The 16,582-nt window shown below is 66.0% G+C and carries 13 protein-coding genes, 1 other RNA gene and 2 pseudogenes; 5 read left to right on the top strand and 11 right to left on the bottom strand.

All coding sequences use genetic code 11. The features are described 5' to 3' along the window. Nucleotides 1-145 precede the first annotated feature (145 nt). The 7 genes and pseudogenes from murD to rsmH form a co-directional block, all read right to left on the bottom strand. The gene (gene murD, locus AKN84_RS38465) at nt 146-1,546 is read right to left on the bottom strand and encodes a UDP-N-acetylmuramoyl-L-alanine--D-glutamate ligase (protein WP_050425606.1); all 1,401 of its coding nucleotides are present in this window, start codon (nt 1,544-1,546) and stop codon (nt 146-148) included. A gap of 8 nt (nt 1,547-1,554) precedes the next feature. Next, entirely contained in the window at nt 1,555-2,661 is a 1,107-nt protein-coding gene (mraY, locus tag AKN84_RS38460) for a phospho-N-acetylmuramoyl-pentapeptide-transferase (RefSeq protein WP_021077241.1), read from the bottom strand. A gap of 10 nt (nt 2,662-2,671) precedes the next feature. Next, nucleotides 2,672-4,063 carry a UDP-N-acetylmuramoylalanyl-D-glutamyl-2,6-diaminopimelate--D-alanyl-D-alanine ligase gene (locus AKN84_RS38455; protein ID WP_244485709.1) on the bottom strand — a complete coding sequence of 464 codons (1,392 nt, stop codon included), beginning with the start codon at nt 4,061-4,063 and terminating at the stop codon, nt 2,672-2,674. Further along, entirely contained in the window at nt 3,951-5,570 is a 1,620-nt protein-coding gene (locus AKN84_RS38450) for a UDP-N-acetylmuramoyl-L-alanyl-D-glutamate--2,6-diaminopimelate ligase (protein ID WP_244485708.1), read from the bottom strand. Before AKN84_RS38450 ends, AKN84_RS38455 begins: the two co-directional genes overlap by 113 nt. Nucleotides 5,571-5,693: 123 nt before the next feature. Next, nucleotides 5,694-7,449 (bottom strand): annotated as a pseudogene (locus tag AKN84_RS38445) (peptidoglycan D,D-transpeptidase FtsI family protein). 11 nt (nt 7,450-7,460) lie between these two features. Beyond that, nucleotides 7,461-7,910, bottom strand: coding sequence for a cell division protein FtsL (ftsL, locus tag AKN84_RS38440; protein ID WP_050425604.1), 450 nt, complete (start codon nt 7,908-7,910; stop codon nt 7,461-7,463). Nucleotides 7,911-7,972: 62 nt separating this feature from the next. Further along, nucleotides 7,973-8,907 (bottom strand): annotated as a pseudogene (gene rsmH / locus AKN84_RS38435) (16S rRNA (cytosine(1402)-N(4))-methyltransferase RsmH); the annotation flags it as partial. A gap of 482 nt (nt 8,908-9,389) precedes the next feature. Here rsmH and AKN84_RS38430 point away from each other — a divergent pair. Next, nucleotides 9,390-10,262, top strand: coding sequence for an N-acetylmuramoyl-L-alanine amidase (locus AKN84_RS38430; RefSeq protein ID WP_050425603.1), 873 nt, complete (start codon nt 9,390-9,392; stop codon nt 10,260-10,262). Between the two features lie 95 nt (nt 10,263-10,357). After that, a complete protein-coding gene (locus AKN84_RS38425; RefSeq protein WP_050425602.1) occupies nt 10,358-10,591 on the top strand; it encodes a hypothetical protein in 234 nt (77 codons plus the stop codon). 85 nt (nt 10,592-10,676) lie between these two features. Here the strand turns inward: AKN84_RS38425 and AKN84_RS38420 are convergent, their stop codons facing one another. Further along, nucleotides 10,677-11,912, bottom strand: a complete 1,236-nt coding sequence (locus tag AKN84_RS38420; protein ID WP_050425601.1) for an RNA polymerase sigma factor — start codon at nt 11,910-11,912, stop codon at nt 10,677-10,679. Nucleotides 11,913-11,989: 77 nt separating this feature from the next. Continuing rightward, on the bottom strand, nt 11,990-12,343 hold the full coding sequence (locus AKN84_RS38415) for a YciI family protein (protein ID WP_050425600.1): 354 nt from the start codon (nt 12,341-12,343) through the stop codon (nt 11,990-11,992). A gap of 145 nt (nt 12,344-12,488) precedes the next feature. Here AKN84_RS38415 and rnpB point away from each other — a divergent pair. From rnpB to AKN84_RS38405, 3 genes are all read left to right on the top strand, one after another. Next, nucleotides 12,489-12,901: RNase P RNA component class A (rnpB, locus tag AKN84_RS38470), an RNA gene on the top strand. A 103-nt stretch (nt 12,902-13,004) separates the two neighbouring features. Continuing rightward, nucleotides 13,005-13,184 carry a hypothetical protein gene (locus AKN84_RS46600; RefSeq protein WP_095735866.1) on the top strand — a complete coding sequence of 60 codons (180 nt, stop codon included), beginning with the start codon at nt 13,005-13,007 and terminating at the stop codon, nt 13,182-13,184. Nucleotides 13,185-13,249: 65 nt separating this feature from the next. After that, the gene (locus AKN84_RS38405; RefSeq protein ID WP_050425598.1) at nt 13,250-13,777 is read left to right on the top strand and encodes a hypothetical protein; all 528 of its coding nucleotides are present in this window, start codon (nt 13,250-13,252) and stop codon (nt 13,775-13,777) included. A 194-nt stretch (nt 13,778-13,971) separates the two neighbouring features. Here AKN84_RS38405 and AKN84_RS38400 read toward each other — a convergent pair whose 3' ends face one another. Next, on the bottom strand, nt 13,972-15,426 hold the full coding sequence (locus tag AKN84_RS38400) for a GntP family permease (RefSeq protein ID WP_050425597.1): 1,455 nt from the start codon (nt 15,424-15,426) through the stop codon (nt 13,972-13,974). Nucleotides 15,427-15,430: 4 nt separating this feature from the next. Continuing rightward, nucleotides 15,431-16,450, bottom strand: coding sequence for a patatin-like phospholipase family protein (locus AKN84_RS38395; protein WP_050425596.1), 1,020 nt, complete (start codon nt 16,448-16,450; stop codon nt 15,431-15,433). Nucleotides 16,451-16,582: the final 132 nt, after the last annotated feature.

The raw sequence follows: 16,582 nt of genomic DNA, 5'->3' as shown, positions 1-16,582 counted from the left end.
GCGGGGATGGGTCTCGATTCAAGATGTCAAACAACGCGGCGTCATCACCCGAAGGCGGGTGATCCAGTATTCCAGAGACAGCAGTGCTTGAGCCGAGAGGCCGCGGCGAGCTGGATCGCCAGTCAAGCCGCGCGATGACGTGTCGTCACACCACCGGCTTGACGCCGGGCAGCGCCTGGACGATGTCGCGGAAGGCGGTGCCGCGGATTTCGAAATTGCGGTACTGGTCGAAGGAGGCGCAGGCCGGCGACAGCAGCACGACGGCTTCGCTGAGCCCCGATGCTTCCGCATCGCGCGCGGCACTTGATATCGCGACGTCGAGCGTGCCGGACATCTCGTGCGCCACGCGGTCGCCGAGCGTGCCGGAGAATTCGGCGGCCGCCTCGCCGATCAGATAGGCCTTGCGGATGCGCGGAAAGTATTCGGTCAGGCTGGTGATGCCGCCGGCCTTCGGCTTGCCGCCGGCGATCCAGTAGATGTCGGCGAACGACGACAGCGCATGCGCGGCCGCATCCGCGTTGGTGCCCTTGGAGTCGTTGACGAACAGTACGTTGCCGCGGCGGCCGACCTGCTCCATGCGGTGCGCCAGGCCCGGGAAGCTGCGCAGGCCGTTCTGCAAGACGTCGGTCGAGACGCCGATCGCCAGCGCGCAGGCCGAGGCGCAGGCGGCGTTCTGCGCATTGTGCAGGCCGCGCAGCGAGCCGATCCCCCCGAGCCGCGCGATCTCGCTGCGCGCCGCACCCGACGCGCGCACGATGGTCTCGTGCTCGACATAGAGGCCGTCGGGCAGCGGATTCCTCACCGAGATGCGCACCACGCGCTTGCCGGCGCGATCGAGCCGGTCGGCGATGTTGCGGCACCAGATGTCATCGACGCCTGTGATCGCGGTGCCGTCCTGCTGCACGCCGGCGACCAGCCGCTCCTTCACCGCGGCGTAATGCTCCAGCGTGCCGTGGCGATCGATGTGGTCCTCGCTGATGTTGATCAGGATGCCGACCGAGGGATCGAGCGACGGCGCGAGGTCGATCTGGTAGGACGACATCTCGATGACGTGGACGCGGCCCATCCGCGGCGGCTCCAGCGACAGGATCGCGGTGCCGATATTGCCGCCCATCTGGGTGTCGTAGCCGGCAACCTTCATCAGATGCGCGATCAGCGCCGTGGTGGTCGACTTGCCGTTGGTGCCGGTGATGGCGACGAACGGCGCGTTCGGCGCATGACGCCGCCGCTCGCGGCAGAACAATTCGACATCGCCGATCACCTCGCAGCCCGCCTCGCGCGCCTTCAGCACGCTCCAGTGCGGCGCCGGATGCGTCAGCGGCGCGCCAGGGGTCAGGATCAGCGCGGCGAAATTCGCCCACGATACCGCGCGCAGATCGGCGGTGGTGAAGCCGGCCTGCGCCGCCTTCGCGACGTTGTCGGCATTGTCGTCGGCCGCGATCACCTCGGCGCCGCCGGCCCTCAGCGCGTGGCAACTCGCGAGACCCGAGCCGCCGAGCCCGAACACCGCGACCGTCTTGCCTGCGAAGGAGGTGACCGGGATCATGATGGCGCTCAGCGCAGCTTGAGGGTGGAGAGGCCGGCGAGCGCCAGCATCACCGAGATGATCCAGAACCGGATCACGATCTGCGGCTCGGTCCAGCCCTTCTGCTCGAAATGATGGTGCAGCGGCGCCATCCGGAACACGCGTTTTCCCGTGAGCTTGAACGAGGTGACCTGCACGATGACAGAGACCGCCTCAAGCACGAACAGGCCGCCGATCACCGCGAGCACGATCTCGTGCTTCACCGCGACCGCGGTGGCCCCCAGCATGCCGCCGAGCGCGAGCGAGCCGGTGTCACCCATGAAGATCGAAGCCGGCGGCGCGTTGAACCAGAGGAAGCCCAGGCCCGCACCAAGCACCGCGCCGCATAGCACCGCCAGTTCGCCGGTGCCGGCGACGTAATTGATCTGCAGATATTCCGAGAACACCGCGTTGCCGGTGAGATACGAGATCATGCCGAAGCTCGCCGCCGCGATCATGACCGGCACGATGGCAAGACCGTCGAGGCCGTCGGTCAGGTTCACCGCATTGCCGGCGCCGACCATGACGAAGGCGCCGAAGATCACGAAGAACCAACCGAAGTTGATCACGAGGTCCTTGAAGAAGGGAATCACGAGCGAGGTCGAGGACACGTCGCGCCCGAGCCGGACCAGCGCGTAGGTGGCGGCGAGCCCGATCACCGCCTCGATCAGCAGCCGGAGCTTGCCGGCGAAGCCGCTGTGTGACTGCTTTGTGACCTTCAGATAATCGTCATAGAAGCCGACGAAGCCGAAGCCGAGCGTGACCGCGAGCACGATCCAGACATAGGGGTTGAGCGGATTGGCCCAGAGCAGCGTCGACACCACGAGCCCGGACAGGATCATCAGCCCGCCCATGGTGGGCGTGCCCTTCTTGGAGATCAGATGCGACTGCGGACCATCGGTGCGGATCGGCTGGCCCTTGCCCTGCCGCAGTCTCAAGTGATCGATAATCCAGGGCCCGAACAGGAACACGAACAGCGCGCCGGTCACCATCGCGCCGCCGGTGCGGAAGGTGATGTAGCGGAACACGTTCAGGGCGCTACGGAATGCCCCAAACCCCGGAACGGTGTTGGACAGTTCGATCAACCAGTAGAACATTCAAAGGGTCCTATACCGCTTCTTCGTGCGCGGCTTTGTCGGGGAAGCGCTTTTCCAGCGCGCTGACAATGCGCTTCATCTTCGATCCCAGCGAGCCCTTCACCATGATCACGTCACCGGCACGGACCGCGGCGACTGCCTGCGCCTCGAGCGCCGCCGAACTCTCGGCATAGCCTCCCCGCTTGCCGGTGGAAAGGGCATCCCACAAATTCCGCATCAGCGGACCACAACAATATACGAGGTCGATGCGGTTGGCCGTCACGGCCTCGTTGAGGCCACGGTGCAGCTCGGGCCCGGTCGGCCCGAGTTCGAGCATGTCGCCGAGCACGGCGATGCGCCGGCCGTGCGCCCCGGTCGAGGCCTGGCCGAGCACGTTGAGCGCGGCCCCCATCGAGGCCGGGTTGGCATTGTAGCTCTCGTCGATCAGCGTCGCCTCGCCATGGCCGACCTCGAGCGTGCGGCGGAAGCCGCGGCCGGTCGGCGCCTCGAGCTGCGACAGCGACAGCGCCGCGCGCGCGATATCGGCGCCGAGCAGCGAGGCGCCCGCGAGCACCGCAAGCGAGTTCATCGCCATGTGCCGGCCGGGCATGCCGATCTTGTAGGTGATGTCGTGATCCAGAATATCCGCATGCACCGCCGAGCAGGTCGCGTGCAGCGAGAGGTCGAGCAACCGCGCCTCGGCGCGCTTGTCGGCGCCGAACGAGACGATGCGCGAGATGCCGGCCTTCTTGGCCTGCTTCTGCAGCCGCGCGAATTGCCCGTTGTCGCGGTTGAGCACGACGGCGCCGTCCGGCTCGAGTCCGGAAAAAATCTCCGCCTTGGCGTCGGCGATCGCCTCGATGCCGGCGAAGAATTCCAGATGCACCGGCTCGATCGTGGTGATGACGGCAACGTGCGGCCGCACCATCTTCACCAGCGGCGTGATCTCGCCGGCATGGTTCATGCCGATCTCGAACACCGCAAAGCGCGTGCTCGCGGGGCAACGCGCCAGCGACAGCGGCACGCCCCAGTGATTGTTGAACGACGCGACCGAGGCATGGGTCTCGCCCTGCGCCGACAGCACGCGGCGCAGCGCCTCTTTGGTTGAGGTCTTGCCGACCGAACCGGTCACCGCGACGATCTTCGCATTGAGCCGCGCGCGCGAGGCATGCGCGAGTTCGACGAGGCCGGCGAGCACATCGTCGACCACCAGCAGCGGCGCATCAGCGGGAAACTTGTCGCGTTGCGCGACCTCGACCACGGCGAGCCCGGCGCCGGCCTTCAGCGCAGCCTCGACGAAGGCGTGGCCGTCATGGACGTCGCCCTTGATCGCGAAATACGCTTCGCCAGGCGCGATGGTGCGGCTGTCGATCGAAAGACCCGTGACGCCGTCCGGCAGCGTGCCTTGCGTCGTGGCGCGCATCGCCAACGCCATTGCATCCGAGGTCCACAATAACGTGCTCATGCGCCCTCCCCGGCCAATGCATTGCGACCGCCTCATGATCGCTGAACGGCAACGTCGTGTTGCCGACGATCTGCCCGACCTCGTGGCCCTTGCCGGCCACGACCAGCGCATCGCCAGGCTCGAGGCCGGCGATGCCGGCGCGGATCGCTTCGGCGCGGTCGCCGATCTCGCGCGCGCCCTTTGCGGTCGCCAAGATCGCGGCGCGGATCGCCTCGGGCTTCTCGCTGCGCGGATTGTCGTCGGTGACGATAATTTGATCGGCGTTCTCGGCCGCGATCGCGCCCATGATCGGACGCTTGCCGGCGTCGCGATCGCCGCCGGCGCCGAAGATCACGACCAGCTTGCGCTTCGCATAGGGCCGCAGCGCCTGCAGCGCCTTGGCGAGCGCATCGGGCTTGTGCGCATAATCGACGAAGATCGGCGCGCCATTGTGCTCGCCGACGAATTCCAGCCGGCCTTTTGCCCCCTCAAGGTGTTCGAGGCAGCCGATCACGTCATCGGCGGCGCTGCCGGTTCCGATCGCAAGGCCTGCCGCGACGAGCGCGTTCTCGATCTGGAATTCGCCGACCAGCGGCAGCCGGATCGCATATTTGCGTCCGCGATGCGCGATCGCAAGCTTCTGCGCAAAGCCATCGATGGCGGCATCAGTGAGCTTGATGCCGTCGGTGGCATCGGCCTTGCGGCCGACCGTGATGACGCGCAAGGCCCGCGCGCGCGCCGCCTCGATCACCTCTCGCGAACAGTCGTGATCGGCCGAGATCACCGCGGCGCTGCCATCGGCGACGAGATCGCGGAACAGCCGCAGCTTGGCGTTCAGGTAATGCGCGACGTCGGGATGATAATCCATGTGGTCGCGCGACAGATTGGTGAAGCCGCCGGCCGCGATGCGGACGCCGTCGAGCCGATACTGGTCGAGGCCATGCGAGGAGGCCTCGAACGCCAGATGCGTGACACCGTCGCGCGCGATCTCGTCGAGCTGGCGATGCAGCGCGATCGGATCCGGCGTCGTCAGCGAACCGTAGACGGTGCGCTTGTCGGAGACGAGGCCGATGGTGCCGATGCTCGCCGAGGAGTGACCGAGCCGCTGCCAGATCTGGCGCGTGAAGGCGGCGACCGAGGTCTTGCCGCTGGTGCCGGTCACCGCGGCGATCGTCGCCGGCTGGCGGGAAAAGAATCTGGCCGCGGCAAGCGACAGCGCACGGCGCGGATTCGGCGTTGCGACAAACGGAACGCGAAGCGGCACCTGCGGCGGATGGTCGCCGGCAATCGCAACTGCGCCTGCGGCGATCGCCGCATCGATGAAGCGCGCGCCATCGGTCTTGCTGCCCGACAGCGCGAAGAACAGGTCACCCGGCTTCACCGCACGGCTGTCGACCGCAAGCCCTCCGACCATGACAGCGTCGGCACTTGGATCGATCCCTCGATCGATCGTGGCATCGGCGCTGAAGAGGTCGCGAAGTCTCATGATCTTCCAGTCTGGCCGGCGCCGTTCTGGCGCCGCTATTTGAGCATGATCCCATCGGCAAGCCGCTTCGCACTTTTCGCTAACGCGGCCGTTCCGGTCCGGATCATGCTGTGACTATACGCCTTACTGGGTTGTTCTGGATGCCGCAAGAATAAGGCGGTCGGACGGCGGCAGGTCGAAGCGCGGTTCAACGCCCAAAAGCGGCGCAATTCGGGCGATCACGTTGCCGCCGGTCGGCACCGCGTTCCAGCCCGAGGTGATGAAACCATAGGTCTCCTTCAGCGGCTGCGGCTCGTCGAGCATGATCAGCAGCTGATATTTCGGATTGTCGGCGGGCAGGATCGCGGTGAACGCGTTCAGCACGCGCTTCTTGGCGTAGCGGCCGTTGATGACCTTCTCCGCGGTGCCGGTCTTGCCGCCGATATAGTAGCCCTTGACGTCGGCCTTCTTCGCGGTGCCGACCTCGGCGTTGAGCCGCATCAGATAGCGCATCTTGTCCGAGGTCTCGGGCTTGATGACGCGCTTGGCGAGCGCCATCGCCTCCTGCTCGGTGCGCTTCAGGAAGGTCGGCGGGATCAGATAGCCGCCATTGACCAGCGCGTCGATGCCCATCACCGCCTGCAGCGGCGCCACCGCGATGCCGTGACCGAACGAGATGGTGACGGTGTTCAGTTCGCCCCACTTCTTCGGCACGATCGGCGAGGCGCTCTCCGGCAGTTCGGTGCGCAGCCGCTCGAGCTGCCCCATCTTGCGCAGGAAGGCCTTGTGCGCGTCGACGCCCATCGCGAGCGCAATGCGCCCGGCGCCGATGTTGGAGGAATAGTAGAACACCTCCTTCATGTTGATCATGCGGCCCAGATTGTGATCGTCATGGATCGCGAACTTGCCGTAGTGCAGCGGGCCGCGCGCATCCCACATCGAGTTGAGGTCGAACCGGCCGCTATCCAGCGCCATCGCCAGCGTGAACGCCTTGAAGGTCGAGCCCATCTCGTAGACGCCGGTGGTCAGGCGGTTGATGCGATCGGGATCGTGCGCTCCTTCGGATTGTTCGGATCGAAATCCGGCAGCGACACCATCGCCACGATCTCGCCGGTGCGCACGTTGGAGACGAGGCCCGAGGCGGCCTTGGCCTTGAACTTCTCTTTCGCCTTGATCAACTCGTCGCGCAGCGCGTGCTCGACGCGCAGGTCGACCGACAATTCCACCGGCTTCTGCAGCCGGTCGGTGGCGAAGCCCGCGCGATGCAGATCGGCCAGACCGTTATTGTCCAGCCACTTCTCCATGCCGGCGATGCCTGGTTGTCGATGTTGACGAGGCCGATCAGGTGGGCGACCTCGTTGCCGGTCGGATAGACGCGCTTGTTCTCGCGCAGGAAGCCGACGCCGGGCAGGCCGAGGCGATGGATGTCCTGCTGCTGCTTCGGCGTGATCTCGCGCTTCAGCCAGACGAAGCCCTTGCGCGACGACAGGCGGTCGCGCACCTCCGAGGTGTCGAGGTCGGGCAAGGCCCCGGTCAACAGCTCGATCGCCTCGTCCTTGTCGATCAGGCGGCGCGGCTCGGCGAACAGGCTCGGCGCCTTGACGTCGGTCGCGAGAATTTCGCCGTTGCGGTCGGTGATGTCGGGCCTTGCGGTTGCGATCGCGTCCTGCGAGGCAGTGCGCCGCGCGCCATGACTGTCGGCGCCGACGGCGAACAGCACGAGACGTCCGGCCAGCACGCAATAGACCGCGGCGAAGGCGAGGATCGCAAGACCGACGCGCGCACGCGCCTTGGCGGCACGGTCGACATTGCTTCCGTACAACAGCGAGCGGATCAGCCGCTGGCGCAGCGGCTCGGCGGATTTCGCTGTCGGTTTGTTGGCGGGTGCCGGATTGGTCATGGCAGGTCCCGTCATTGCTGGTCTCCCCCGCCCTGTCCGGAATCGTCGGACACGGGCTGGTCGGCGGCGGGCTGGTCGGTCGCCGGCCTGTCGATCGATCCGGTCGTGCTGTCAGGCGCGGCGGCGGCCTCGATGGTGTCGATCATCGCGCCGATCGGATCGCGCGAACCGGGCCGCGTGAAGCTCGGCGGCCGCTCCGGCAGGTTCTTCAGGGAATCATACTGGTTGGCATTGAGCGGCTTCAGCGGCAGATGGCGTTCGGCCAGCCCCTGCAGCCGCAGCGGCGCATCGAGCTTGGCCCATTCGGCGCGCAATGTAGCGATCGCATTGCGCTGCTCGCGGATCTCGGCATTGAGCTGCAGCACGCGTTCGACGCGCGCGGTCGATTCCATCTTGATGCGGTAGACATAGGACGCCGCGAAGATCAGCATGCCGATGACGAGGAGATGGAGGAGGCGCATCGTCACCCTCCCCGCTTCAGGTCGGACAGCCGCGGCCAGGACGGCAAGTCATCGTCCGCATGCGCGGGCGCGGCGGTGCGTTCGGCCGCGCGCAGTTTTGCGGAGCGCGCGCGCGGATTCGCTGCGATCTCCGCATCGGATGGCACAACCGGCCGCTTGGTCAGGATCTGAAAGCTCGGCGCAGCTGCGCGACCTCGGGCAGATGCCGCGAGCCGGCGGACACTTTGCCGCGTTCGGTGAGGAAATTCTTGACGATCCGGTCTTCCAGCGAATGGAACGAGACCACCGCGAGCCGGCCGCCCGGCTTCAGCACCCGCTCGGCCGCCGCGAGCGCCCGATGCAGCTCGTCGAGCTCTTCATTGACGAAGATGCGCAGCGCCTGAAACGTCCGCGTCGCCGGATGGATCTCGTTCGGCTTGGCGCGCACGACTTTCGCGACGACGTCGGCAAGCGCTTCGGTCGTCGTGATCGGCGCATCCTTGCGCGCGGCGACGATGGCACGCGCGACGCCGCGCGAATGGCGCTCCTCGCCGAAGATGTAGATGATGTCGGCGAGCTGCTTTTCGGTCGCGGTGGCGACCACATCCGCCGCGGTCGGGCCGCTCTGGGCCATCCGCATGTCGAGCGGACCGCTCAGGCGGAAGGAGAATCCGCGCTCGGCCTGGTCGAGCTGCATCGAGGAGACGCCGACATCCATCACGACGCCGTCGACGCCATCCACGCCCTGCGCGGCGCAGACCTCGGCGAGTTCAGAGAAGCGATCCTCGACCAGCGTCAGCCGGCCGCCCGCGCCGTCGACCAAATCGAAGCCGCCTGTGATCGCGGTGCGGTCGCGGTCAATGCCAATCACGCGCGTATCAGCGACGTCGAGAATCATGCGGCTATAGCCGCCGGCGCCGAAGGTCGCGTCGACATAGATGCCGCCGGCGCGCGGTTCGAGATAGGCGACCGCCTCGCGGCCCAGCACCGAAATGTGACGCGGCGCACGCTGGCTCATGCGCGGTCCCCGGACAGGGCCGCGTAGCTGGCATGCAAGCTGGTTGCGCGCCGATCCATTGCGTCTCGAATCCTCGCGCCTTGCCCGACCGTTCCGGCAGAAAAGCCGCCGCGTGATACCAGCGCCAACTCCCGTCCTCGGCCGCAAATCCTGATATCCGACCGGAATTGGGAGGGTTTCCATGGGATTTCGCGCAAACAGCGGGGCTCAGCGTCCTTGGGCCGTCCCCCGAAACCGGTTCGGCACTTCACCTCTCAGTAACGGCACTTAACGTTAAGAAAACGTTGATGATCGGTTAGCGGAATCGCGCGAGTTTGATCCGCATTCGAGTGATGCCCTCGGCGCCCGCTCCGGGCATAATGCGCGCCCCTGGAACCCGAGAGGCCGATTGCGCGGCCCTGCACGGTAAAGGAATAGTAAACGCCTATTTGTTTATCCATATGTCAAAATGCGTACTCCTGGTTTGGGTTTGAGTGATTCGTATGGCTTCTGGTTCGTCCTCGTCCGGCAACGCTGATCCGAAGCGTCAGCGCGTCCTTCCTGTTCCGAAGGGCGTGGCCGACGTGAAGACGTTCACGCCGGATTCCTCGATCGCCTCCGATGTCATCCCGTCGGTCAATTTCGGCGATCGCGCGGGCGACCGGCAGCCCGACATGATCGTGCTGCACTACACCGGCATGCCCGATGTCGAGGGCGCGATCGCCCAGCTCTGCACCGCCGGCACCGAAGTCTCGGCGCACTACATCGTGCTCGAGGACGGCCGCATCGTGCAGTGCGTGCCGGAGAGCAAGCGCGCCTGGCACGCCGGCGTCTCCGCCTGGGCCGGCGAGGACGACATCAATTCCTGCTCGATCGGCGTCGAGATCGTCAATCGCGGTCACGATTGGGGCTATCCCGATTTCCCGCTGCGCCAGATCGCGGCCGTCATCGCGCTGTGCCGCGGCATCATGCTTCGCCGCAAAGTGGTCTCGCATCGCGTGCTCGGCCATTCCGACGTGGCGCCGGGGCGCAAGAAGGATCCCGGCGAGAAATTCCCGTGGCACTCGCTGGCCAATTCCGGCGTCGGGCACTGGGTGCAGCCGGCGCCGATCGTGCGCGGCGACGCGCTGCAGCTCGGTGCGATCAGCGATGCCGTCTCCAACATGCAGGCCGCGTTCCGCCGTTACGGCTACAACATTCCGACCAACGGCAAGTTCGACGGCCCGACCATGGAAGTCGTCACCGCCTTCCAGCGTCACTTCCGCCCCGAGCGCGTCGACGGGATCGCCGACCGCTCCACCATGGCAACGCTGTACGCGCTGCTCGAGAGCCTGCCGCCGGATGCGGCGACGGCGGTTGTGGCGAAGGGCAAGTAGCGCCGCTTTTTTCCCGCCAAATGCGCGTGCGCAAATGGAACTTTTGACCACGTGCCGCCTTTTTTAGGTGGGGCGGTCTGAGTGGAGATTCGTCCATGTTCAAAGCACTGATCGCGGGAGCTGTCGCCGTTGGCCTGATCGCCGCTCCGGCAGCCGCTATGACGACCCAAGGCAAGTCCACGTCGACTATGCACAAGACCCACAAAGTCCATCATGCGCAGAAGAAGATGGCACCTGGCACCACGACCGGCATGTCGACTGGAAAGACGACGACCGACAAGTCGACCGGTGGCGCCACCAGCGACACCAAGGCGAAGACCGGGTACTGAGCACGTTCAACGCCGAACGGCACGCTGACGATCGCTGACTGGAGAAGCGTGCCCTCGCAGCCGCGCACGAGATGAGGTGATTTGTTCACCTCATCTCTGCGATTCTCCGCGCGTAAAGCCGCCGCAGCGGCTCGAGCTGTGTCGCAGCGGTTGCGGCGAGATAGGCCTGTCGTGCCTCGTCCTTGCGGCCGAGGCGGCGCAGCAGATCGGCGCGCACCGCGGGCAGCTGGTCGTATCCCTTCAGCGTGCCGCGCGCATCCAGCGCATCGATCAGATCGAGCGCGCGCGCTGGACCGTCGACCATCGACACCGCAGCCGCGTGGTTGAGCTCGATCACCGGCGACGGGCTGATGCGCAGCAGCACCTCGTAGAGACCGGCGATCTGCGGCCAGTCGGTATCCTCATAGCTCGGCGCCCGCGCATGCAGCGCGGCGATCGCGGCCTGCACGGCATAGGATTGCGGCCGGCCCGGCATCTGCAGCGCCTCCTCGACCAGCCTGACACCTTCGGCGATCTGCCTGCGATCCCACAGCGAACGGTCCTGCTCCTCGAGCAGCACGATGTCGCCGCCGGCGGTCTGGCGGCCGGCGCGCCGCGCGTCGTGCAGCAGCATCAGCGCCAAGAGGCCCTTGATCTCGCCGCGCGCCGGAATCAGCCCATCGAGCAGCCGCGCCAGCCGGATCGCCTCGCGCGCAAGATCGGGCCGCATCAAATCCTCGCCGGCGGTCGCGGCATAGCCTTCGGTGAAGACGAGATAGATCACCGCGAGCACGCCGGTGAGGCGCGGCTCCAGCGCCTCGCGCTCCGGCACCTCATAGGGAATGCCGGCGAGCTTGATCTTCTGCTTGGCGCGCAACAGGCGCTGCGCCATCGCGTCCTCGCTCGCCAGGAAGGCGCGCGCGACCTGCGCCGTCGTCAGCCCGCACACCGTGCGCAGGGTCAGCGCGACCTGCACCTCAGCGGCAAAGGACGGATGGCAGCAGGTGAAGATCAGCCGCAGCATATCGTCGTCGAGCGTCGCATCGGCGGGCTCGGACGGCGCCTCCGCATCCAGCAACAATTGATGCGTCAGTTCCTGCTGCTTGCCGCGAAACGCAACCGCGCGGCGGACGCGGTCGATCGCCTTGTTGCGCCCGACATTGACCAGCCAGGCGCGCGGATTGGCGGGGAATTCACCGATCGGCCAGCGTTGCAGCGCGATCGCAAAGGCATCCTGAAGCGCATCCTCGGCCAGATCGAAATCGCCGACGAGGCGGATCAGCGTCGCGAGCGCCCGGCCCGCCTCGTCGCGAAACACTTTTTCGATTTGGCTCGGGGTCATGAGTGCGCCCGACGGTCGTTCCGGAGCGATGCAAAGCATCGACTTCGTCCTTCGGACGCCCCGGAATGACCACTGGTCTAGTTGTTGTAGATCATGACCGGCCTGACTTCGATCGAGCCGGTCTTGGCGCCGGGAATCCGCGCCGCGAGCCCGAGCGCGGTGTCGAGATCCTTGGCGTCGACCAGATAGTAGCCGCCGAGCTGCTCACGGGTTTCCGCGAACGGCCCATCGGTCGTCAGCGTCTTGCCGTCGCGGACCCGCACGGTGGTTGCCGTCGACACCGGCTGCAGCCCGTCGCCGGCCTTGAAGTGCCCGCTCTGAATGATGGACTGGGTATAGGCTCCGTACTCCGCCGTCACCGCCTTGCGGTCGTCGGCACTCATGCGGCCATATTCCGCGTCGCTCCGGTAGATCAGCAACAGGTACTGCATCTCATCTCCTCTTGATCGGCTGGATCGCCGACACCCAGTCGAACGGGCGGCAGGCGGGACGACATCTTCAGGATAAATTATTTTGGCGGCCTTGGCGGGGCTAATCCGCTTGACGGGACCGCCCGAAACGCCCATGCCATGGGCGTCAGTCGGCCGGACGGCCGCTCCCGCTGGTGCCGAAAGGCCGCGGGAGAGGAAAGTCCGGGCTCCATCGACATGCGGTGCCGGATAACGTCCGGCGGGGGCGACCCCAGGGAAAGTGCCACAGAGAACGAACCGCCCCGCTTCGGCGAGGTAAGGGTGAAAAGGTGCGGTAAGAGCGCACCGCGTTTCCGGCAACGGAGACGGCATGGCAAACCACACCGGGAGCAAAACCGAATAGGGACGGCAAGGCGGTTAGTTCGCGCATGCGCGATAACACCGCAGGGCGATGTCAGGCCCGCTGTCCGGGTAGGTTGCTCGAGGCAAGGTGCAAACCTTGTCCCAGAGGAATGGCCGTCGCGTACCATTCGCGAGAATGGTGCCCTACAGAACCCGGCTTACAGGTCGGCTGATATTTTGGTCCATGAGGGGCTCGGCGCAACACGCCGGGCCCCTCGCCATATCGGACACCACAATCGCGCCTTATCTGCTAGACTACCTGCTTCCCGGAGGATCGCAGATGGATCTTCAGAAGATCATGGCGAAGGCCCGAGACGTCGCCAAGAGCAGCGGCACGATCACGACCGAGCAACTCAACGGGATGTGTCCCAACAATATGGAGCCCGAAGATATCGCGGCTCTCTTTGCGGCTTTACGGACTGAGGGGATTCGCCTCAAGGACGACGAAGCAGGAAAATAACGACGCTCGCTGGAGCTGGACGTGTCCTTCTGCCCGAGATTCAAAAATCAAAAGGAGGAGTGGTAATGTCGGTCGCCTGCAAGTTCGAGCGCAGCATTCTCAGCCACGAGGAATACGAAGCCATCCGCCCGACGCATCACCCCGCTATCTACGGCGTAGAGGTGGCTGAGCTCGAGGCGATGCGACCGCGCTTGCGCAAGATGCGCGACAAGGAGCGGACGGTTGGTCGCCACAAGCAGCGCGAGAGCCGCGGAAAGGGCGAAGCTCGCGGGACGAGCTTTCCGGGAACCGCCAAGCATGCATCGGAACGGAAGCAGGTGTTCGCCGCGGCGCTGAAGCGGGTCAACACGGAGCTCCGGCGCCAGCACAATCTGGCGGCCCGGACCGCACATGTCGAAGCCGCCCGAAGGGCCCTCGCGCTGCATCGGGCCGCGAACTTCACGGCGCGTCCACAGGCCGAAGCGACCGCGGGCGAAGGCATGGCGCCGAAGCCAAGCGAACACCGGCGAAAGATCATTGCAGGCGCGAAGATCGGACGGGTGTCGCAGGCGACGAAAGTCGCTCAGGCCGTGCGCGACGCGCGCGGTGCATGAACACGCACACCTGATTGGTTCTGGCACGAATGCTTGGCATCGCCCCAGAGTGACAGCCCGTCAGGTAACGATCTCCAGCAGCATCGCCATCAGCGCCTCGGGCGCGGTGACGTTCGCGCGTGGCTGGCGTCGATCTCGAAGGTGCGTCAGCCGTCGCCGTCCTGCGTCGCCTGGCGCATTTGTGCGGCGGCCGGCTAAAACGACCCGAACGCGGTGCCGATTGCGATCACCGCGGCGAGCGCGATGACGGAATTCATGATCCCGACCATGACGATGTCGAGATAGCTGTCGCGATGCGTGAGGCCGCAGATCGCGAGCAGGCTGACAACCGCGCCATTGTGCGGCAGGATGTCCAAAGTTCCGGAGCCGATCACCGCCACGCGGTGCAAAAGGCCGGGATCGATGCCCGCCTGTGCGGCAAGGCCCATATACGTCGGCCCGAGCGCATCGAGTGCGATCGTCAAGCCGCCGGAGGCCGACCCTGTCAGCGCGGCAAGCATGTTCGTCGCCACGGCAAGTGACACCAGCGGGCCGCCTTCGATGCCCAGCACCCAGTCGCGCACCGCGCCGAAGGCGGGGAGCGACGCGATGACCGCGCCAAAACCAACCAGGCTCGCAACGCTCAACGCCGGCAGGACGGACGCATTGGCGCCTGCGTCCATGGTTCGCCGTAGCGCGGTCAGTCTCGTCCGGTTGCACAGGATGACGGTCGCGATCGCGGCCCCCAGCGCGACGACAACCGACCAGACGCCGGCAACCGCCGGCAGCGACGTACTTCCCCAGCGCTGCTCGGCCAGGAATGCAAAATCAAGTCGCGGCAAGACGAGAAGCGACATCGCCAGGTTGACGGCGACGACGACGATCAGGGGCAGCATGGCGTTGAAGATCGGAACAGCGGCTTCGCTGCGATGCCCGTGGCGGATCTCCGCCGGGTCGAATTCCCGCGCCGTCGTCGCCCGCTCGCGCACCAGCTCATCGTCGGCTGCGTCGCTGGACGCCGGCGGCGGCTCGGCGCCATAGCCCTCGTTTGCGCGGCGCGCCGCCGTCTCCGCTCGCAGCAACCACCACAGCCCGATGCCTAGCATGACGATCGCGGCGATGATGCCGAGGCCGGGCGCCGCGAACGGCGTCGTGCCGAAGAACGGCATGGGGATCGCATTCTGGATCGACGGCGTGCCCGGCAGCGCCGACATCGTGAAGGTCGAGGTTCCGAGGATGACCGCCGCCGGCACCAGGCGGCGTGGAATCCCCGCCGTGCGAAACAGCGATTGGGCCATCGGCACGATAACGAAGAACGCAACGAACAGGCTGACGCCGCCATAGGTGACCAGCGCACCGGCGAGCACGACCGCAAGGATGACACGGCGCTCGCCCAACCGCTCGGTCATGAAACGCGCGACCGCCGCCACGGCGCCGCTATCATCCATCAGCTTGCCGAACACGGCCCCGAGCAGAAAAATCGGAAAGAACTGCGCGAGAAATTCCGCCGCGCTGGTCATAAAGGTCTGCGTCCAGCTCGCGAGCAAGGGCTGACTGCCGAACGCCGAGGCAACCAGCCCGCAGAGCGGCGCCAGCAACAGGACACTCCAGCCGCGGAACGCGAGACCGACCAGCAGGCCGAGTCCGACGAGAATGCCGAGCAGCCCCATCGCCTCAGCACTCCGTCAGCAAGATGTCGAGATCGGCAGTCGAACGCTGGCCGATATCCGCGCCGTGCGCGTCGAGAAATTCGCCGGCGGCGCGCCGTCCCTCCGACTGCAGCTTGGCGACGAAGGCCCATTCGGCGTTGAGCTTGGATGACGAACCGAACGTCGCGAGCAAGTCGCTCTTGATCCGATGCGTCTTCATCTGCGACCAGCGGGCCCCCTCGCCGGTACCGGGATCGGCGACCTGACGGAGCAGCGCGATCATCCGCAGCTCCTTTGCCAGCGGCGAATTGAACGAGATTTCGTTGAGGCGGTTGAGGATATCAGCGGCGGAGCGCGGCTCCTCCGGCCGCTCGGTCGGATTGATCTGGACGATGACGGTGTCCTGGGCATCGGTCTCACGGACCAGCGGCGTGATCGTTGGGTTTCCGGCATAGCCGCCGTCCCAATACGGCTCGCCGTCGATCTCGACGGCGCGAAACATCGTCGGCAGGCAGGCCGATGCGAGCAGGACATCGGCGGTAATCTCCGCATTGCGGAAGATTCGTCCGCGTCCCGTCCGCACGCGCGTGGCGGTCACGAACAGCTTGATCGGCGCGCGCGCGAGGCGCTCGAAATCGATGCTCTCTGCCAGGATCCGCCGTAGCGGATTGATACCAAGAGGATTGAGGTCGTACGGCGAGAGCACCCGCGACATCAAATCAGTGAAGAAGTAAGCCGGCGAACTGTCGAGCGACCATCGTCCCATCAGGCGGTCGAATGGTGAGCGTTGCAGCGGACTGAATGCGGCGGCACGCGAAACGCTGCGCCAGTATTTTTCGAGGGCCTCGCGCGCGCCGGCAGCGCCGGCCGCGGCCCAGCCATCCGCCAGCACGGCGGCATTCATTGCGCCGGCCGACGTTCCGGAAATACCCGCGATCTGAAACCACGGCTCTTCAAGCAGCCGGTCCAGGACGCCCCACGTGAACGCGCCATGCGATCCGCCACCTTGAAGCGCCAAGTCTACGAGTACGGGGCTTCGGTTCATCGGTCCACGCCCATATCGCTGCACGCCGCGCTCGGATTATGTCGCAGATCGGCTGAACAAGCGAGATCAAGTTGCCGTCACCGTTGATGTCAAAGGATGGCTCGTGACCGCAACGTTGCCGACATTGTTCAA

The sequence above is a fragment of the Bradyrhizobium tropiciagri genome (genome assembly GCF_001189845.1).
GTDB classification, from domain to species: domain Bacteria; phylum Pseudomonadota; class Alphaproteobacteria; order Rhizobiales; family Xanthobacteraceae; genus Bradyrhizobium; species Bradyrhizobium tropiciagri.
Note: the sequence above shows the minus strand (reverse complement) of the source record. Positions and strands in the feature narration are given on the sequence as shown.